The following is a 17,004-nucleotide window of genomic DNA, read 5'->3' as shown; positions in this document are numbered from 1 at the left end:
AATGGCTCCATATACGTATGATCATACATGGAGACAGTCAGTCACAGCTTTCCATTATTTTGTTTTACTAATATTGAAAAACTCAAGACAGAATAAGCAATCAGCATCTCTACGCGGGCTGCCAAATTGCATATTGCAAATGTGAAAGCCTTCTTCATAAAGACGGGCTAAATTATCATATCCTTCTCCCGGTATATTAACTTGAGCATCCTCGTCTTGTTCTGCACCTACATTACCATTGGCCTCATCGCTTTTTAGATGATTGCGCAAATGAATGTTTTCCATGGATAGGCGGTGATTTTCTTCGAGCAAATCGCTTAATTTTCCTTTTAGGTCCCCCAATTGCTCGTATAATTCACCTATTTGGGTTTCCATGTCCGATACTTGATCAAATATTTCCCTCTTGCTCACTCTAACTCACCTCATTACTCTGTGGCTTGCGTCGAGATAACTTTTTCCTCTATCAACTCGTCTAACGTATATTCGATGACGCGTTCATTTTCCGTCATTTCTATTTGAATAATTTTTTGAAGAATATTCAAACCGACTACTTTTCCTTTTCCATAGGAAGTATAAATAAAATCTCCCAAATCCGGCAATTCCCTTTTTGCAGCTTCATAGTCGTCATTCTCATACTTTAAGCAACACATTAGACGTCCGCATAACCCTGAAATTTTGGCAGGATTTAACGAAAGATTCTGGTCTTTGGCCATCTTGATGGACACAGGTTCGAAATCTCCTAAAAAGGTGGAACAGCAGAGCATTCTACCACATGGACCAATTCCTCCAAGCAACTTCGCTTCATCCCGAACACCAATTTGTCGCAATTCAATTCTCGTTTTAAACATCGCTGCCAAGTCTTTCACAAGATTACGAAAGTCAACGCGTCCATCGGCGGTAAAATAAAAAATAACTTTATTCCGATCAAAAGTATATTCCACATCTACCAGATTCATATCTAGTTCATGTTTAATAATTTTCTCCTTACATACTTCCAATGCTGTCTTTGCTTTTTCCTGATTTTCCGCTACATCATGTTTATCCTGTTCTGTAGCTATTCGAATTACTTTCTTTAAAGGAAGAACAACATCTTCCTCATCAACCTGTCTATTTGCAATCACAACTTTCCCAAATTCCACACCACGTACCGTTTCTACAATTACGTAATCATTTAAGGAAATATTGTGATCAGCCGGATCAAAATAATAAATCTTGCCCGCTTTTTTAAAACGGACGCCAATTACTTCAATCACGATATAATCACCTCTATATATGAAGTGTAAGTTGTTCCATCACTAAGGTGGAATTTACACGTTGTTTTAATTTCTGTTTTGCTTTTAATAAAATGGTTAAAGCAGTAAGCAGTCTCTTTTCTGAGAAAATGGGAACCGCTTTGTGAAGCACTTCGTCTTGAGATGTAAAAACTACCATTGATTCTTCTTTTTCTATATGAAAATATAAAAGATCCTTAAAAGCGATCATTAATAAATCAAGTCCTTGCTGCAGCTGTTCTCTATCCTTAAAATGAGGAAGCCAATGCTGATGAAGAAATAAGTATATGTCATCAGTTCGAGTTGAGGATATTTCTATCCATTGTACCATTAATTTTCTCGCTTGAGCAAACCAGTCAGCTTTATTCCAACTAATTGCTTCTTCGAGATTATTTGTTAATGCACTAAAAAAAACAGCATCGTCCTTTGTAATTCCGGCATCCATCAGCTGCTGTTGAAATAAAGATGGGTTTAATGGTTGTAAATCAATCGCTTGACAACGGGATCTAATGGTCGGAATAATTGATTGGCTGTTTTCGGTCAATAGGATTGCCGTTGTTTTTTTATTTGGTTCTTCCAGAAACTTCAAAATACGATTAGCCGCTTGCAATGTTAGCGTATCCGCAGCCTTAATTACATAAACCTTTTGCACCGATTCTAACCCTGAATATTTAAACTCGGCTTTTAATGCATTTATTTGTTCGTTTCTTATAGCCATTGTTTCGGAAGGCTCGATCCAATGAACATCCGGATGATTTTTGGATGCAATGCGCTTGCAGTTTCTACATACTTGGCAAGGCTCTACTCCCTCTCGATCCAAACAGAATAACGTTTTGGCCAGCAGAAAGGCAATGGATTCTTTGCCTGTTCCTCGTCCCCCCTGAAGCAAGTAGGCGTGGGATATACGATCTTTTTTTATGCTATTTGTTAATATTTTTCCTGCCAGTTCTTGACTTACCATCATGTCCGACCAGGTTTTCATAGCTCAGTCACCGTTCCCATTCTTAACTGCAACTTTCTTACGTATATATATTAATCAACAGACCTTTAATTTCTCCAATAATCCCTAGAAGATCTACTGTCTTCTTTTCTTGATTCATCATTTCTTCCGTTAATTCTACTAATTTATCGTCTACTTCTTTTACAAGTGCCAGTTTATTCTGGCCATCCATTGTGAAACGGTGCGATTGCTCTAACTGCAGCCCTTTATATACCGTTTCTTGCAGAAAATCTTTAATCATACGCTTAAATTTAGCCAAATCCCGAAAAGATCGAAAACGAGCTAATTTTTCTCCTTGCACAGTTATATCTTTCATGAGGCCTTGCAATTCTTCTTGTTTTAATTGATACGTTTGGGACTGAACCATACGCATAAAGTCTTGTTTAGGATCTGTGACAGACCGTTGTTGCTTTGTATCCATTTGTGATCGCAGCTCTTGACTTATTTTCATGACGTTCAGTCCCTTCCTTACATAATTTCTATTATTAAAAGCGGAAAAACGATTCAATCGGAAGAATAAATACCGTTGCTCCACCGACTTCTACTTTTACGGGTTTTGGAATATATGAATCGGCATTTCCTCCCATTGGTGATATTGGTGCTACCATCTGTTCGCGCTGAGAACAATTATCTTTAATAACGGATAAAGCCTCATCAACGTACTCGTTTTGACAACCAATCATCAATGTTGTGTTCCCTTCCTTTAAAAACCCACCAGTAGTCGCCAGTTTTGTCGTTTGGAAATTCTCTCCGCTTAGTGCATTAATCAAACGATTTGAATCTTTGTCCTGTACAACAGCTATAATAAGCTTCACTATTTTTGCCTCCTTTTCTTTTTGTTACTTACTAATATATTCAACAATATTATTCCATGCGTCTGCAACTACTTTATCAAGTTGCTGATCTGCATTAATCGTTTTAATCCGTTCTGGGAATCGTTCCCGAAGCTTGCTGTACCCTTCATAAACCATCTGATGGAAAGAGAGGGTTTCCATATCCAAGCGGTTTCTTTCTCGGTTATTATTTGAAGCTATTCGTTGCAGCCCTTTTTCTGGTTTAATATCGAAGAACAGTGTTAATCCGGGCATGCATTGTTGAATGGCAAATTGATTAATTGTATATACCTCATCCATTCCAATCCCACGTGCATACCCTTGATATGCAAGGCTACTGTCAATAAATCGATCACATAAGACTATTTTACCATTTTCTAAAGCGGGTAATACCTTTTCAACCAAATGCTGTCTTCTCGCTGCTGCATATAACAATGCTTCTGTTCTTTTTTCCATCTCTGTATGAGATGTATCCAAAATAATATTTCTTATTTTCTCGGATATCTCAATCCCGCCGGGCTCTCGTGTTGTTAAAACGTCATAGCCAAGCGCTTGGAGTTTTTCGCTTAATAAATGGAGAATGGTTGTTTTACCGGCTCCTTCGCCACCTTCAAGTGTTATAAAATTGTTGCCCACTGATTCTTCTCCTTCAATTAAAAATCATATTTACTGTATTTTATGACCTTTTACGTTAAATAAAGATTAAAAAGTTTAGTGTGTTGAATTAACTTCATAAAGGTATGTACTTTCTATTATAGCATGGTTCGGCCAAACATTTAATTGTTCCCATTTCTTTTTCACAGTTTTTTTATAAGCTGGCTACGTCCGAGTAGTCCAAAATGGTAAAACACCTATTTCCTTTATTAATCAAAAAACCTTTGCAAGTTAGCTTACAAAGGTCAAAGGTGCTTATTTGATTTATCGGAACTGGATAAAACGGTTTATAAATATATGGATGGACCAAAAAAATAAAAGCTATGAATATAATGTTGGTTGATTCATATTTTTTAATTTACTCAAGTAATAGCGGTACTTTTCTTCTCTTGGCTCTGTATGAATCATATTTCTTTCACATTCACAGCAAATAAATAGTTTGTATAAATGAATGCCATTTTCTTTCTTTTCTTCACATATGCCGCAATATTCCATTTGCTTCCCCTCCTAATCGTTTAGTACATAGTTTTTCCTAAACGACTGGAGTCTATACATAAAATCTTGGAAACAACGAAAATTTTTATCTCCAATAAATAGATTGGATACGCTCAAGCATTTATACAAGGAAAATTTGAATAGCAGCAAGCGAGCTGACACCGAAGATTCCCAGGAACCCAGAGATTAATACAGTAAACAGATTAATAGGAATGTGCAATCCGATCGATCCAGCAAAAACGTTAAAGAAAAACAAAAATAATATTCCGATCCCGATCTTTACAGAACTGTGTGCAATAAACCGCATCGGCTTTACAGGCGCCCCGATAAATAATAATAGAATAATTAACCCGACCATAATAGATATGACGATAGTGGAATTCATAGCTTCAGCCTCCTTGAACTTGTCCGTTATCTAGTACATATGAACAAACGTTGCAAAAAAGAACCAAAAGCTAGAAAACTTCGAAAAACGATGCGGGTCTCAATATCGAATTGCACTTACTTTACGGTGTCGTGCTTCACGTAATAAAAACATATATTTTGCTTGTTCAAAACTCACGCGATGAAGACTACTGTCTACCGGATCAATGCTTTGGTCTATAATCGACTGCATTTTTTTCCATTCTGCTTCCACAGTAATAATGGCATACAATAATTGCTTATCGACATCCGTCTTTTTCACCTTTTTACTCATCGAATCACCAACTTATTAAGAAAAGCGCAAGCGCCCTGGTAAGCCCCGACAAGCTTAAGCAAGAAATCGGAGTGGCGGTTTTGCCACGAAGAGTTATTGCTTAAGACCTCGAGGGGCTGGGCGCTGGAGCTAGACAGCTATGCGCCAGAATTTTATACTTTCTAACCTTATTAGAAAACTTGGTTTTAGCCAATTTATGCGAAAGCTTCGAATGTTGTTTTGAATCCAAATTTTTCACCGATTCACAGGAGCGTCATTTTTTGAAACTCGGTATCCCTCTAAAAATAGTAATTGTTGAGTTGAAGCTGAAAGGCTGGCTTTGTTTCACTCGAACAGAGCAGCTATACATCCCGCCGTCCTTCAAGTGATTTCGCCAGCGTTACTTCATCTGCATATTCCAAGTCGCCGCCTACAGGCAATCCATGCGCAATTCTAGTTGTACGAATACCCGATGGTCTGACTAGACGAGAGATGTACATTGCCGTTGCTTCTCCTTCAATGTTCGGATTGGTTGCCAAAATAATTTCCTCGACCTTTTCGTCTTTTAGGCGATGAAGCAAGTCAGGAACATTTATATCATCGGGGCCAATTCCATCCATCGGTGATATGGATCCATGCAAAACATGGTATCTGCCGGTGAATTCTTTCATCTTCTCCATGGCAATGACGTCTTTTGGATCTTCCACTACACAAATAATCGATTCATCACGTGTCCCGTCCTGGCAGATGGAACAAACCTCCTGGTCAGTAATATGACCACAAATAGAACAGTGCGTGAGTTCACGCTTTGCACTTACGAGCGCTTTGGCAAATTCGAGCACATCGTCTTCTGCCATTTCAATTACAAAAAAAGCTAATCGGACAGCCGTTTTAGGGCCAATTCCCGGCAACTTCGTAAAGCTGTCGATTAGTTTGGAAATTGGTTCTGGATAGTACATCCTGTCTGCCTCCTAAAACATTCCAGGCATATTTAACCCTTTCGTATACTGCCCCATTGTTTCATTTGTTTTTTCGTCTATTTGTTTCATCACATCATTTACTGCTGCTAAAACCATATCTTGTAGCATATCAACATCATCTGGATCAACAGCTTCTTCATTTATATTCACATCGATAATTTCCTTCGCACCATTAGCAGTTACGGTAACCATTCCACCACCAACAGAAGCCTCAAAGTTCATTGCTTGCAACTCTTCCTGTGCCTTCATCATTTTTTTCTGCATTTTCTGCATCTGTTTCATCATGTTACCCATGTTTCCGCCTTTCATAGTACATCCTCCTTATATATTATGTTTTCCTTTTATAAATAATGCCCCATTATACTACAATGTGTATACATTATTGCTTTGGCTGCTTAGAACATACACAAATGTCTTCTTTCCAATTCATGAAAAACATCCTTCTCAACGAACGGACTATTGCAAATTTGATTAAAACGTCCGGTTGATACAACATTCCTTCTTAGTCGCGAATTTCTAATAAATCATCACCGACTAGCTTGCGGGCTTCATCGATAAGCGGGTTGCCTTCTTGTTCTTCATTTGTAGCACTCTCTTCTTGTCTGTTAATATATTCCGATCGTAACTGCTGCCAAGCGTTTTCGGGGATCGGAAAAATCGTTACACTCTTTCCAAGTACATTCCCGAGCACCGATTCAACCGTATTTCGATTATCCAAAAATAAAGAACAATGAATTTCATATTTGAACGCAACGACGAGCCCGCCCTCTGAAGCGGCTGCTGGTTTACTATCCTGTATAGTTGCATGTGCAGGAGCATTCGTCGATTTTAGCTGCGTTAAAAAGTTCGCCCAAACCGCGGTTACTTCTTGTAAGGCGGACTTTTCCGCTCCTTCTAAAACAGGTCTTATCCGCTCATAAGGGATCTTGTAGCTGTTTTTTGTCTGCTGTTTCGGTGGCTGCCTTCTCGGCTGCTGAACAGGTGTCGACTTTGGCGCTTGTTGTAATGTTTGAATTTCCTTTTCCAGCTGTGTTAGCCGATTTGTTAACCGTTCTACCACCTCTGGTTCTATCGCCACATTCGTTGATTGTTGCTCTTTATGCTGTTCTTCATATTGATTGGTGATCGTCAACAGTACGATTTCGATAAAAACTCTTGGGCTGTTCGTCCATTTTATTTCCTGCAAACATTCATTCAATTGAACAATCGCTTGCTGTATCCATGTAACCGAGATTTGTTCGGTTAACTTTTCAAACGTATCATCAAGCACGGCTCGTTCCAAATGTTCTGCTAATGCCGGCGCCGTTTTATAAAATAAAACATCACGCAAAAAGTAAATAAGATCATATACAAAACGGCTTGGATCTTTCCCGTTCTGAATGAGGTCATCAAACAATTGAAGCGTCCGCTGAACATCCTGTTCATACATCGCTTGTACAATATCTGTTAATACTTTTTGTGACACACCACCGGTTACGGCAAGGACATCTTCCAGTTCTATTCGATCCGTACTGTATGAAATTGCTTGATCCAGCACACTAAGTGAATCACGCATTCCACCTTCAGCTGCCAGAGCAACAGCTTCCAACGCATCGTTCGCTACTGATAAGCCCTCTGCTTCAACGATAACCTTTAATCGCTCAATAATCGTCTTATTCCCGATTGGCTTAAAGTCAAATCGCTGGCAGCGGGAAATAATCGTTAACGGAATTTTATGCGGCTCTGTCGTTGCCAAAATGAACACGACGTGTGCGGGCGGTTCTTCCAGTGTCTTTAATAATGCGTTAAAAGCATTGACGGATATCATATGTACCTCATCAATAATATACACTTTGTAAGGGACTGAACTGGATGCATATTTAACTTTATCCCGTATTTCCCGGATATCATCTACACTCGTATTCGATGCCGCATCAATTTCAATGACATCGGAAATTGAACCATCCAAAATCCCTCGACAAGCAGCACATTCGTTACAAGGCTCTTCTGTCGGCGCCTGTTCACAATTAATCGTTTGCGCAAATATTTTTGCCGCACTCGTTTTTCCGGTTCCGCGTGGCCCCGAAAACAAATACGCGTGGGAAAATTTGTTTTGCGATATGGCATTTTGCAGTGTTCGTGTTATATGTGATTGCCCAACAACGTCTGCAAATTTCCTTGGACGCCACACACGATATAAAGCTTGATAGCCCATATGACGTAATCCCCTTTTTTTGCAGCATCTACCCGATCAACGAGTAAGTATAGTACGAAATATAACTTACTCATCGACTATATCCAAGTGACCAAGCACCTGTTTATCATCTCTATTTGCTTTGCTTTTCATTTCTCTCTATTATATCCTATTTCAAGGGTGAATGTGAACCTTCACCCACACTTTCACAAAACAGTTATTAATAATACAATCGTCACGCCTCTGCTTTTCGTGACAAAAAAGGGTTAATGTATTTTGCCACCTTTGTTGTATGTTGTTCGAATGTAATAGTAACGTCCAAGCTGCATTTTATAAGAGGTGTTTAAATAGTCAAAGTTGTTTTCATTCTTGCGCCATTTAATTTAAAAACGTTTCCTCTTTTTCCGGCTTCTCATATAAATCAATTCGTTCCTGGACATCTTCATTTTTATCGGTGTCCCACCACTTAACAATCATGTAAATATTACTTACTTCTTCGAATGAAACAGGTTTTCCATCTTCACCTTCAATTGTTCCTGTCATCTGTTCCGAAATATTAGTTCTCCCTGATACGGAACCAGCATGAATTCGATTATCTACACCGTTTTTAACAACATGCGTATTAAAACTAAAGAAATCTGTGAAATATTCTTCCTCCTTCATGTTCAGTTTTCCATTTCCTATCTTCTTTCCATCTTGAGTGAACATTAATTCATAGCCGTTCAATTCCCACGTCTCACTTTCGCCTGTTAGTGATAAATAATAATTTGTTTTTGATTGCGGACTACTACAAGCCGATAATATGAACAATATAGGGATCAGAAGATATAGTTTTTTCAATTGAAGCACCTCTTTATTTGATTCTAATCTTTATCGCTAAAAAAAACATGTTCCGCATGAATGCCTTTTCCAATTGTTAAAATACCATACGAATAATAAGCTTGCCTTCTTCTATCCGTAGGGGAACCAGGATTAAAAATCAAAATATCGTTTTCATACTTCAAAACAGGGATATGTGAATGGCCAAAAATAATACAATCAACGTCCTGTTTTTCAAAAGCAGCCCTAGCTCTTTTTTCTGTTGTCAGCTTTTGGCCATGACCATGTGTAACACCAATCTTAAAGTCGTTTAAATGTAAAATCTCTTTTTCCTTGAAATGCTGCTGAATGTCTATACCGTCCACATTTCCGATAACACCTTCTACCTTCGCATACGTTGAAAGTTCTCGGTAAACATCCATCGTTTGCCAATCGCCTGCATGAATAATGAGATCAGTTGCTTTCAATTCCGTGATGAGCTGATTTGGGAGTTTTTTCGCTTTATTGGGCATGTGCGTATCAGCTATTACAACAATCTTCATAAAGTTAAAGCCACCTTTTTAAAAACGTGATAGGGGATTACTCTTTTGTTAAATTCAACACAAGACTGCTGTGCACTTTTATTCTAATACAGTTTTCGTTTTCGCATAAAATATAAAGCTCGCTAATTTAGCGTAAGCTAGCAGACAAAATCCAACATAGACAGCTACCCTATGGAAGGAAAAGTAACTTTGAAAATGATATAATAAACAAAGCGGAATCGTTTAACATATTATTGTACATGATACGACTAAACTTAAAAATAAAGAGGGATGGCTATGTGGATTAAAAATTTTTTCATCGGATTATCACAAAACCAAATGCTGAATAAAGCAGCCAAAAGATACGGCTTTAAATTAGGGGCGCAATCGGTTGTTGCTGGAACAAATGTGGAAGAAATGGTCGAAAGCGTCAAACAACTAAACGCACAAGGAATTTCAGCGACGATTGACAACCTTGGGGAATTTGTTTTTGAAAAAGATGAAGCAATCGAAGCGAAAAAACACATTCTATCTGTCATCGAATCGATTAATCAAAACAATATCGATGCTCATATTTCGCTGAAGCCAACACAGCTTGGTCTTGATATTGATTTTGGCTTCTGCTTACAAAACTTGCGGGAGATTGTTTCTAAAGCGCATGAATATAATATCTTCATTAATTTTGATATGGAGGATTACGACCATTTGCAGCCGTCCTTTGATTTAATCGACGAGCTTGCCCAAACGTATGATAATATCGGAACAGTCATTCAGGCGTATTTTTTCCGGGCGATAAATGATATTAAGCAATATAAACACTTCCGACTACGGATTGTAAAAGGCGCCTATAAAGAATCACCTGAAGTTGCCTATCAAGATAAAAAAGAAATCGATGAAAACTTTCTTCGCTTAATCGAATATCATTTATTAAACGGGAAATTTACTTCCATTGCAACCCATGATCATCATATTATTAACCATGTGAAAAAATTCGTTGAAGAAAACCAGATCCCAAGAGAAAAATTTGAATTTCAAATGTTGTACGGTTTTAGAAAGGACATGCAGCTGGATCTCGCCAAGGAGGGGTACAATTTTTGTACGTATGTACCATTTGGCACGGATTGGTATGGCTATTTTATGCGTCGGCTTGCCGAACGTCCGCAAAACCTCAATCTCTTTTTTAAACAAGTATTCAATAAAAAGACGAATACCATGATCGGGATAGGACTTGGAGCATTTTTACTTGGTCGGCTAAGCAAGAGGAACAAATAAAAAGACGACCGAATGCAGCTTAAGGATAGAAACAACCTATACTAGGTGAATCCGCTACTTAATTGGAATGCTTATGACATTGTTAATAGCACAGAATGATGTACACCCCTGAATTTCTGCCTCAGGGGTGTTTTTTATAGTTATAACTTTGTAACCATTTCTAGTAAAATATTAGGCAAACAGTAGTCCAAACACAAACGAAATCACAGTTCTTTTCAGACAAAGATTCTTCCTATGTTTTATGTTAAAAAAACAATCCAAACTTCTACTGTTATCACACCGGTTAATAGCAGCATGTTTTTATTGATTTAAAAGTCTTGTAATAAAACCAAAACCATCTTTATCTTTCACTAGAAAGTCAAAGCCAAAATATGCTGCACTACCAAGTAAAATTGCCCAAAATGCGATGCTTGCCGTCATTAATACTGAAGTTTTTGAACGTGTTCCACCAAATGAGACAGCCAAAATTGCCGTTACATGACTACCTACAAAAAACGGGCCAATGAATGCTAAACCTGCCAAACCATATTTTCCCCAAATTTTCTTAGCACGTTGATGGCCTTTGGATTCTGACTTTTCATCACTAGCTTTTTTCTTTCTACGCCAATTACGAACCCAATCTATAAATACAATCACTAAACCTACCGTTAATAAATTCCCTAAAAAGGCAATAACAATAACTGGGACTGCTGGAATGCCGCCAATAATTGCGACAGGTACGATCATTGCTACTTCAAAAAAAGGAATTGCAGCTAATAAAAAAATAATAAAATACGTCCAAATCAATTTCCCATATCCTCCTTATGACTATCAACACATCTACTTGCAAAGTCCATTGATTTTTAAAAATTAGCGTTTTTTCATGATTATGGCCTAACCGTACATGAAAAACCATCTACCTTTATTTGTTTACAACCTAGTTTGTTAATACACTCTCATTTTTTACCAGCATTGATTTTTCAATACGGAGGAAATAAAATTTACCTTTCTCTACTCCCAGCTAGACTTGTAATTGTCCGACTCCAATCGTTTCCTGAACTCCTCTGCAGCACTGTACCCTTGTTGTTGTAAGTACCAATTATTCGCCGCTGCTTCAATTAACCCGGCCACATCTCGACCTGGCTGCAGCTGAATTTGAATATGCGGAACTTGAACATCCATATATTCCGTAAATTTTGTTTCCATTTCAAGCCCATTATTTAATGTATTGCTCTTCCACGTAGTCAGTTCAATATCCAAAGCAATGCGAGTTTCATCCTGAAATGCTTTTCTTCCATATTGACGGACTACATTTAACAGTCCAACACTGCGCAAAGCAAGAAACTCCCTATTTTTTCCATTATGTGTACCAAGTAATGTTTGGGGGCTTAACTTTTTAATAACAACGATATCATCGGCAACAAGGCGATGTCCTCTACCGATTAACGTATGTGCCGTTTCACTTTTCCCTAGTCCCGATTTTCCTCGTAGAAGAATACCGATACCGAAAACATTGATACAGACCCCATGAACCGCTATCTCGGGTGCCATATTTTTAATCAAATAAGCATCAATTTTTTTAATAAATTCATAGTTATGTTCATCCGTCCGCAATAATGGTATGTTATTTTTCGTACAATATTTTGTTAAATAAACAAGACCACTTTGGTCATCTGTAACAATAATACATGGGGGATGATATTTCACTATATTACTAACGCGCCGTTCACATTGTTCATCCGTTAGATTATCCAAATAACGAATTTCATCTTCACCAAGAACGTGAACATGTTCCTTCGGCAAAAAATCCATATATTCAATAAACTCCAACCCCGGCCTGCGTGTTTGTGGTTGCATAATAACATCATCTAGTTCATTTTTAGCTGTTAACACTTCCAGAGAAAAAGTTTTTACTAAATCGTTAATTGTAATTTGTTTCATATCTTGCACGCTCCATCCTGTTCGCTCACTATTAATGTAACATAATAAGCAAGAAACCGCTTGCCTATTTAATTGTTTTATTGTCGAATATTTCTTTTAGATAATATAGGATATGAATATAAGGAAAAAATTTTGAACAATTGGAGACAAACATTATTCTTTTTAAAATACGTGATAAAATAAGGTAAACAGCAAATTAAAGGAGTTTATCATTAATGAAAAAATTATTGATTCTATTAGGTATAATCATCCTAGTATTTACAGCTGCTTGCTCTTCAGAAGAAAGCGAAGAACAAAACCATCCTGCTACGGAAGTAACAGGGGATACGCGTGAGGAAACATCTTCCCTAAAAGAACTGCCGCCATTTCTAGATGCAAAGTCGGAGGAAATGCAAATATTGTACCAAGCCGTCGCTCAGAATCAAAAACTGTTGGAGTCCATTCCTTGTTATTGCGGATGTGGCGACGAATCCATTGGACATAAAGATAATTATGACTGCTTTATCCATGAAAATAACGACGATGGTTCACTCGTTTGGGATGACCATGCTACAAGATGCCAGGCTTGTCTCGACATTGCAGCAGAGTCCATTATCGAATCCAGTAACGGAAAATCTGTGAAGGTAATCAGAAACATGATTGAAGAAAAGTATAAAGAAGGATACGCGGAACCTACACCAACTCCAGAGGTTTAATTGCTTTTTATAAAATAGTAAAATCCTTGCCGGAATATACCCGACAAGGATTTTATACATTTATGTAACCGTGCACCCATCTCTGATGTGACGTCCCTAAGCGTTACTTAAGTTCATGGCTCGATTCAGGGAGCCCTGCGGCACACAAGAATAACCACTTACTGCTGCTTCCTTCCGGACCTGACAGAATTCATGGGTTCCTGTTGCGCAAGATCTGAACGTCAACACCAATCCCTTAAGGCAGCCTTAAGGTCGCCTCACCTCGGATGGGAATTCAACCTTGCTATAGCGGATTGCAAGTTATAGGGCACCGCTAATTCCCCATCTAGCACGGCAAGACCCATTATAACGATTTTTAAAGCAGATTGCAATTGTAAATAAAGGGAAATCCGGTTAATCTTATGTAATTCACTTCCAGATTACAAAATGTGAAAATAAACGCAAATATGAACATCAAATTGCAACTGAATTTGGTGTTCCTTTTTTATTGTTATAATGGTGTTTATGGGGGGGTGTTGTTGAAATTGCATATGTAATTCATTTAAAATAACAAGTGTTCAAAAAATATTGAATGACTGTTATTAAGGGTTTTAATTATGTGTAATCTAACTGACATTATAAGATGCAATTTCCTATGAAATTTAATGAACAATTAGTAATAATTAAACGTACACAAAAGAAAAAGAGCTTGAGAATACCCAAGCCCTAAACTATAATTTCTTATTAAACAATCGCGTCCGTTAGTTTAACTGCTTAATGGGTGACAATTTATATTTTTAATTCACGAAAATGAATTATGTAGAAAAAGCTGAATGTTTTTCATGAATGTTAAAACACTAAAAACAAGAACCCATATACGTACAGGCCAAGAAAGACACCCCAAATTAGTTCTCTGTCTCACTATCGAAACTACAGTGGAAATTAATATAATTAAATTGGGTAACAACAAAATAAGGTTAAAAAACTCGCGTGCTGCATCTTCGTCCATATTGCTTAACAAGTAGAATGCTGGTGCAATAAATGTGAACCAGAAGAAGAAAAACGAACCCAACATACCATCATCACCACTAGACGAGCTAGAATAACCAGAGCCTGACATTGGCATATCCCCGCAATTATAACAAACCTCATAACCACGAGGCACACGACTATCACAAGTTGGACACACAAATCCTTTTACTTGTTGTATGTTACGAGCTGCTTCTGCGTTCTTTTTATAATGACTCAATTTCTCACCTCCTGATATCTAATTATTCAATTCAACTAACCTGCCCTGTTTATTTAAGCGTAAAGCGTCATGAACCTTATATTAACTCTATTTTCATCTTTACGCATTAATCAAAATACCTTTGTTTCTTATAGCAATTCACAGGAAAATCACAAAACTGAAATATTTATAACTGTTACTGTGAAAAAGAGTGTTATTTACTATGTGAATTTGAAACCAAACGGCGACAATACCAAATATACCAATAAAAATATCGCAGTGGATTCTATTGCGAATATCACTGCGATATCATTTGCGGAAGACTAGTTTGCACCTCTGAAGTAAACCCGTTAATATATAGGCCTAGTGGTTTTTTTAGATAAATACTAAAAATCGCATAGATTAACACGGCTATTATAACTCCAACAGAGACATAAGTCATCCAGTTCGTAAAAATCATTTTAACCTCCCTTTCCTCAACATAATGGCTCGATTGTTGAACATTCTTTTTAACACTTTAAATACAGTTCCCTTTCCGCTCGCGCAATTGTTTAAAAAAGTCCTTCAACAAAAAACTGCATTCCTCTAACAATACGTCTTTTGTTACTTCCACTTGATGGTTAAAGCGATTCTCATTCAGTAAGTTCATTAATGTCCCGGCGCAACCTGCTTTTGGATCAGGTGCCCCGTAAACAACACGTTTGATACGAGATTGAACAATCGCACCGGCACACATTGGACACGGCTCCAATGTGACATAAAGTGTACAATCCTCCAACCGCCAACTTCCAACTTTCCCATTAGCCTCTTCAATAGCGATTAATTCAGCATGGGATAACGTTCGTTGCGTACATTCACGTACATTGTATCCCGAAGCAATTTTTTCACCGTTATATACAATGACAGCTCCAATTGGAACTTCGCCTATGGAACGTGCTTTTTTTGCCTCTTCTATAGCCGCTTGCATCCATTGCTCATCCATTTATATCACAACTTTATCTAATAATTTTGATTCGTATACATGATTAAACTACATGACTAGAGGAACAAAATCAATCGTTTAGGAATATCCTATCAACGAGACTCATAAATTTTAAGTAGAAGACTATTCATAAGGAGGGATTTATATGCAAATTCACGTTATAGAACGAGGCGATACATTATTTGCCATTGCCAATACATATGGCTCTTCTATTGATGCAATTACAGAAGCGAACGAATTAAGTACGCCGAATTTAGTCGTCGGGCAAACACTTGTCATTCCAATCGTTGGCCAATTTTATTTTGTGCAGCCTGGAGATCGTCTATATTCCATCGGTCTGCAATTTAATATAACTGCCGAGCAACTCGCTCAAATAAATAATATTCAACTGAATGCGCCTCTTTCACCCGGACTACGGTTATACATCCCCCCTCAACCGAAACGAGCGATTACTTCTTTAGGATATATAGAACCGCTGGGAGGCAGTGTTTCTACTACTTTAGAAAATGCTGCCGAAAAAAATACGCCATTCCTGACTTATTTAACGGCATTCAGTTATCGCGTTAATCGAGACGGAAGTTTAACCCCTCCTCCATTAAATCGCTTCAAACAAATTGCAGAGGCAAATAACACTGCATTATCCTTAGCTGTCAGTAATCTGGAAGAAGGGGCTTTCAGCACGGAATTAGCCCATATTATTTTAACGGTTCAAGCCGTGCAAAACAACTTGCTCGACAATATTGTAAATACTGCGGTATCGGTTGGTTTTGATGAAGTGCATTTTGATTTAGAATTTATCCCACCGGATGACAGGGAAGCATACAATAACTTTTTACGTAAAGCAAAAAAACGGCTACACCAAGCAGGATTAAAAATGTCAACCGCGTTAGCACCAAAAACAAGTGCAACTCAGCAAGGCATCCTTTATGAAGCACACGATTACCAAGCACATGGGGAAATTGCCGATTTTGTTGTATTAATGACATATGAATGGGGTTATAGCGCGGGGCCTCCTCTCGCTGTATCACCGATTAACGAAGTACGAAAGGTCGTTAACTACGCATTGACAGAGATACCTGCGGAAAAAATCTTATTAGGCCAAAATTTATATGGCTATGACTGGACGCTGCCATTTGTTAAAGGTGGCGAATTGGCTAAAGCATTAAGTCCGCAACAGGCAATTGCTCTAGCTCGCCAGCAAAATGCAGCAATTGAGTACGATCCTGTTTCCCAAGCACCTTTCTTTACGTATTACGACGCTGAGGGGAAGCAGCATGAAGTATGGTTTGAAGATGCTCGTTCCATTCAGGCAAAATTCAACTTAATCAAAGAATTGGACCTGCTTGGTATTGCTTATTGGAAGCTCGGTCTCGCCTTTCCGCAAAACTGGTTGTTGTTAAGTGATAATTTTAATATTACGAATTCAAAATAAGGAATGTGAAACATTTGATTGAATAAATAAGATTGGAAAAGGCAACTGTTTTCATCCAGCAGTTGCCTTTGTTC

21 protein-coding genes and 1 other RNA gene are annotated in these 17,004 nt (G+C 37.9%); 3 read left to right on the top strand and 19 right to left on the bottom strand.

The features are described 5' to 3' along the window. Positions 1 to 54: 54 nt before the first annotated feature. From yabA to ACLIBG_RS08400, 14 genes are all read right to left on the bottom strand, one after another. The gene (gene yabA / locus ACLIBG_RS08465; protein WP_439312330.1) at positions 55 to 411 is read right to left on the bottom strand and encodes a DNA replication initiation control protein YabA; all 357 of its coding nucleotides are present in this window, start codon (positions 409 to 411) and stop codon (positions 55 to 57) included. A 14-nt stretch (positions 412 to 425) separates the two neighbouring features. Further along, entirely contained in the window at positions 426 to 1,253 is an 828-nt protein-coding gene (locus ACLIBG_RS08460; protein ID WP_439312329.1) for a PSP1 domain-containing protein, read from the bottom strand. Positions 1,254 to 1,266: 13 nt separating this feature from the next. Beyond that, positions 1,267 to 2,253 carry a DNA polymerase III subunit delta' gene (gene holB, locus ACLIBG_RS08455; protein ID WP_439312328.1) on the bottom strand — a complete coding sequence of 329 codons (987 nt, stop codon included), beginning with the start codon at positions 2,251 to 2,253 and terminating at the stop codon, positions 1,267 to 1,269. Positions 2,254 to 2,290: 37 nt separating this feature from the next. Beyond that, entirely contained in the window at positions 2,291 to 2,722 is a 432-nt protein-coding gene (locus ACLIBG_RS08450) for a YaaR family protein (RefSeq protein ID WP_439312327.1), read from the bottom strand. 34 nt (positions 2,723 to 2,756) lie between these two features. Continuing rightward, complete coding sequence (locus ACLIBG_RS08445) at positions 2,757 to 3,086, bottom strand: cyclic-di-AMP receptor (RefSeq protein ID WP_439312326.1); 330 nt, start codon at positions 3,084 to 3,086, stop codon at positions 2,757 to 2,759. Positions 3,087 to 3,110: 24 nt separating this feature from the next. Next, positions 3,111 to 3,740, bottom strand: a complete 630-nt coding sequence (gene tmk, locus ACLIBG_RS08440) for a dTMP kinase (RefSeq protein WP_439312325.1) — start codon at positions 3,738 to 3,740, stop codon at positions 3,111 to 3,113. A 339-nt stretch (positions 3,741 to 4,079) separates the two neighbouring features. After that, positions 4,080 to 4,253: a sigma factor G inhibitor Gin gene (locus ACLIBG_RS08435; RefSeq protein ID WP_439312324.1), complete on the bottom strand. Its 174-nt coding sequence runs from the start codon at positions 4,251 to 4,253 to the stop codon at positions 4,080 to 4,082. Positions 4,254 to 4,374: 121 nt separating this feature from the next. Continuing rightward, on the bottom strand, positions 4,375 to 4,638 hold the full coding sequence (locus ACLIBG_RS08430; protein ID WP_439312323.1) for a pro-sigmaK processing inhibitor BofA family protein: 264 nt from the start codon (positions 4,636 to 4,638) through the stop codon (positions 4,375 to 4,377). Between the two features lie 99 nt (positions 4,639 to 4,737). Then, on the bottom strand, positions 4,738 to 4,950 hold the full coding sequence (locus tag ACLIBG_RS08425) for a YaaL family protein (RefSeq protein ID WP_439312322.1): 213 nt from the start codon (positions 4,948 to 4,950) through the stop codon (positions 4,738 to 4,740). 341 nt (positions 4,951 to 5,291) lie between these two features. After that, positions 5,292 to 5,888, bottom strand: a complete 597-nt coding sequence (recR, locus tag ACLIBG_RS08420; RefSeq protein ID WP_439312321.1) for a recombination mediator RecR — start codon at positions 5,886 to 5,888, stop codon at positions 5,292 to 5,294. Between the two features lie 12 nt (positions 5,889 to 5,900). Further along, on the bottom strand, positions 5,901 to 6,218 hold the full coding sequence (locus tag ACLIBG_RS08415) for a YbaB/EbfC family nucleoid-associated protein (protein ID WP_439312320.1): 318 nt from the start codon (positions 6,216 to 6,218) through the stop codon (positions 5,901 to 5,903). Positions 6,219 to 6,411: 193 nt separating this feature from the next. Beyond that, a complete protein-coding gene (gene dnaX, locus ACLIBG_RS08410; protein ID WP_439312319.1) occupies positions 6,412 to 8,103 on the bottom strand; it encodes a DNA polymerase III subunit gamma/tau in 1,692 nt (563 codons plus the stop codon). A 357-nt stretch (positions 8,104 to 8,460) separates the two neighbouring features. Continuing rightward, the gene (locus ACLIBG_RS08405; protein WP_439312318.1) at positions 8,461 to 8,922 is read right to left on the bottom strand and encodes a hypothetical protein; all 462 of its coding nucleotides are present in this window, start codon (positions 8,920 to 8,922) and stop codon (positions 8,461 to 8,463) included. A gap of 23 nt (positions 8,923 to 8,945) precedes the next feature. After that, entirely contained in the window at positions 8,946 to 9,443 is a 498-nt protein-coding gene (locus ACLIBG_RS08400; RefSeq protein ID WP_439312317.1) for a metallophosphoesterase family protein, read from the bottom strand. Positions 9,444 to 9,719: 276 nt separating this feature from the next. Here ACLIBG_RS08400 and ACLIBG_RS08395 point away from each other — a divergent pair, with 276 nt between their 5' ends. After that, a complete protein-coding gene (locus ACLIBG_RS08395) occupies positions 9,720 to 10,694 on the top strand; it encodes a proline dehydrogenase family protein (protein WP_439312316.1) in 975 nt (324 codons plus the stop codon). A gap of 300 nt (positions 10,695 to 10,994) precedes the next feature. Here the strand turns inward: ACLIBG_RS08395 and ACLIBG_RS08390 are convergent, their stop codons facing one another. Both ACLIBG_RS08390 and hprK read right to left on the bottom strand, forming a co-directional pair. Then, positions 10,995 to 11,480: a small multi-drug export protein gene (locus tag ACLIBG_RS08390; protein ID WP_439312315.1), complete on the bottom strand. Its 486-nt coding sequence runs from the start codon at positions 11,478 to 11,480 to the stop codon at positions 10,995 to 10,997. A 204-nt stretch (positions 11,481 to 11,684) separates the two neighbouring features. Beyond that, on the bottom strand, positions 11,685 to 12,614 hold the full coding sequence (gene hprK / locus ACLIBG_RS08385) for an HPr(Ser) kinase/phosphatase (protein ID WP_439312314.1): 930 nt from the start codon (positions 12,612 to 12,614) through the stop codon (positions 11,685 to 11,687). 215 nt (positions 12,615 to 12,829) lie between these two features. On the opposite strand from hprK, the gene ACLIBG_RS08380 reads away from it, so the two are divergent. Next, on the top strand, positions 12,830 to 13,309 hold the full coding sequence (locus ACLIBG_RS08380; RefSeq protein WP_439312313.1) for a PCYCGC motif-containing (lipo)protein: 480 nt from the start codon (positions 12,830 to 12,832) through the stop codon (positions 13,307 to 13,309). 68 nt (positions 13,310 to 13,377) lie between these two features. Here the strand turns inward: ACLIBG_RS08380 and ffs are convergent. The 3 genes from ffs to tadA form a co-directional block, all read right to left on the bottom strand. After that, positions 13,378 to 13,643: signal recognition particle sRNA large type (gene ffs, locus ACLIBG_RS08375), an RNA gene on the bottom strand. A gap of 447 nt (positions 13,644 to 14,090) precedes the next feature. Next, positions 14,091 to 14,537, bottom strand: coding sequence for a hypothetical protein (locus ACLIBG_RS08370; RefSeq protein WP_439312312.1), 447 nt, complete (start codon positions 14,535 to 14,537; stop codon positions 14,091 to 14,093). Positions 14,538 to 15,033: 496 nt separating this feature from the next. Next, positions 15,034 to 15,498: a tRNA adenosine(34) deaminase TadA gene (gene tadA / locus ACLIBG_RS08365; protein WP_439312311.1), complete on the bottom strand. Its 465-nt coding sequence runs from the start codon at positions 15,496 to 15,498 to the stop codon at positions 15,034 to 15,036. A gap of 145 nt (positions 15,499 to 15,643) precedes the next feature. On the opposite strand from tadA, the gene ACLIBG_RS08360 reads away from it, so the two are divergent. Next, positions 15,644 to 16,930, top strand: a complete 1,287-nt coding sequence (locus ACLIBG_RS08360) for a LysM peptidoglycan-binding domain-containing protein (protein ID WP_439312310.1) — start codon at positions 15,644 to 15,646, stop codon at positions 16,928 to 16,930. Positions 16,931 to 17,004 lie beyond the last annotated feature (74 nt).

The sequence above is a fragment of the Virgibacillus sp. W0181 genome, assembly GCF_051846915.1.
Classification (GTDB): domain Bacteria; phylum Bacillota; class Bacilli; order Bacillales; family Amphibacillaceae; genus JBPYCR01.
Note: the sequence above shows the minus strand (reverse complement) of the source record. Positions and strands in the feature narration are given on the sequence as shown.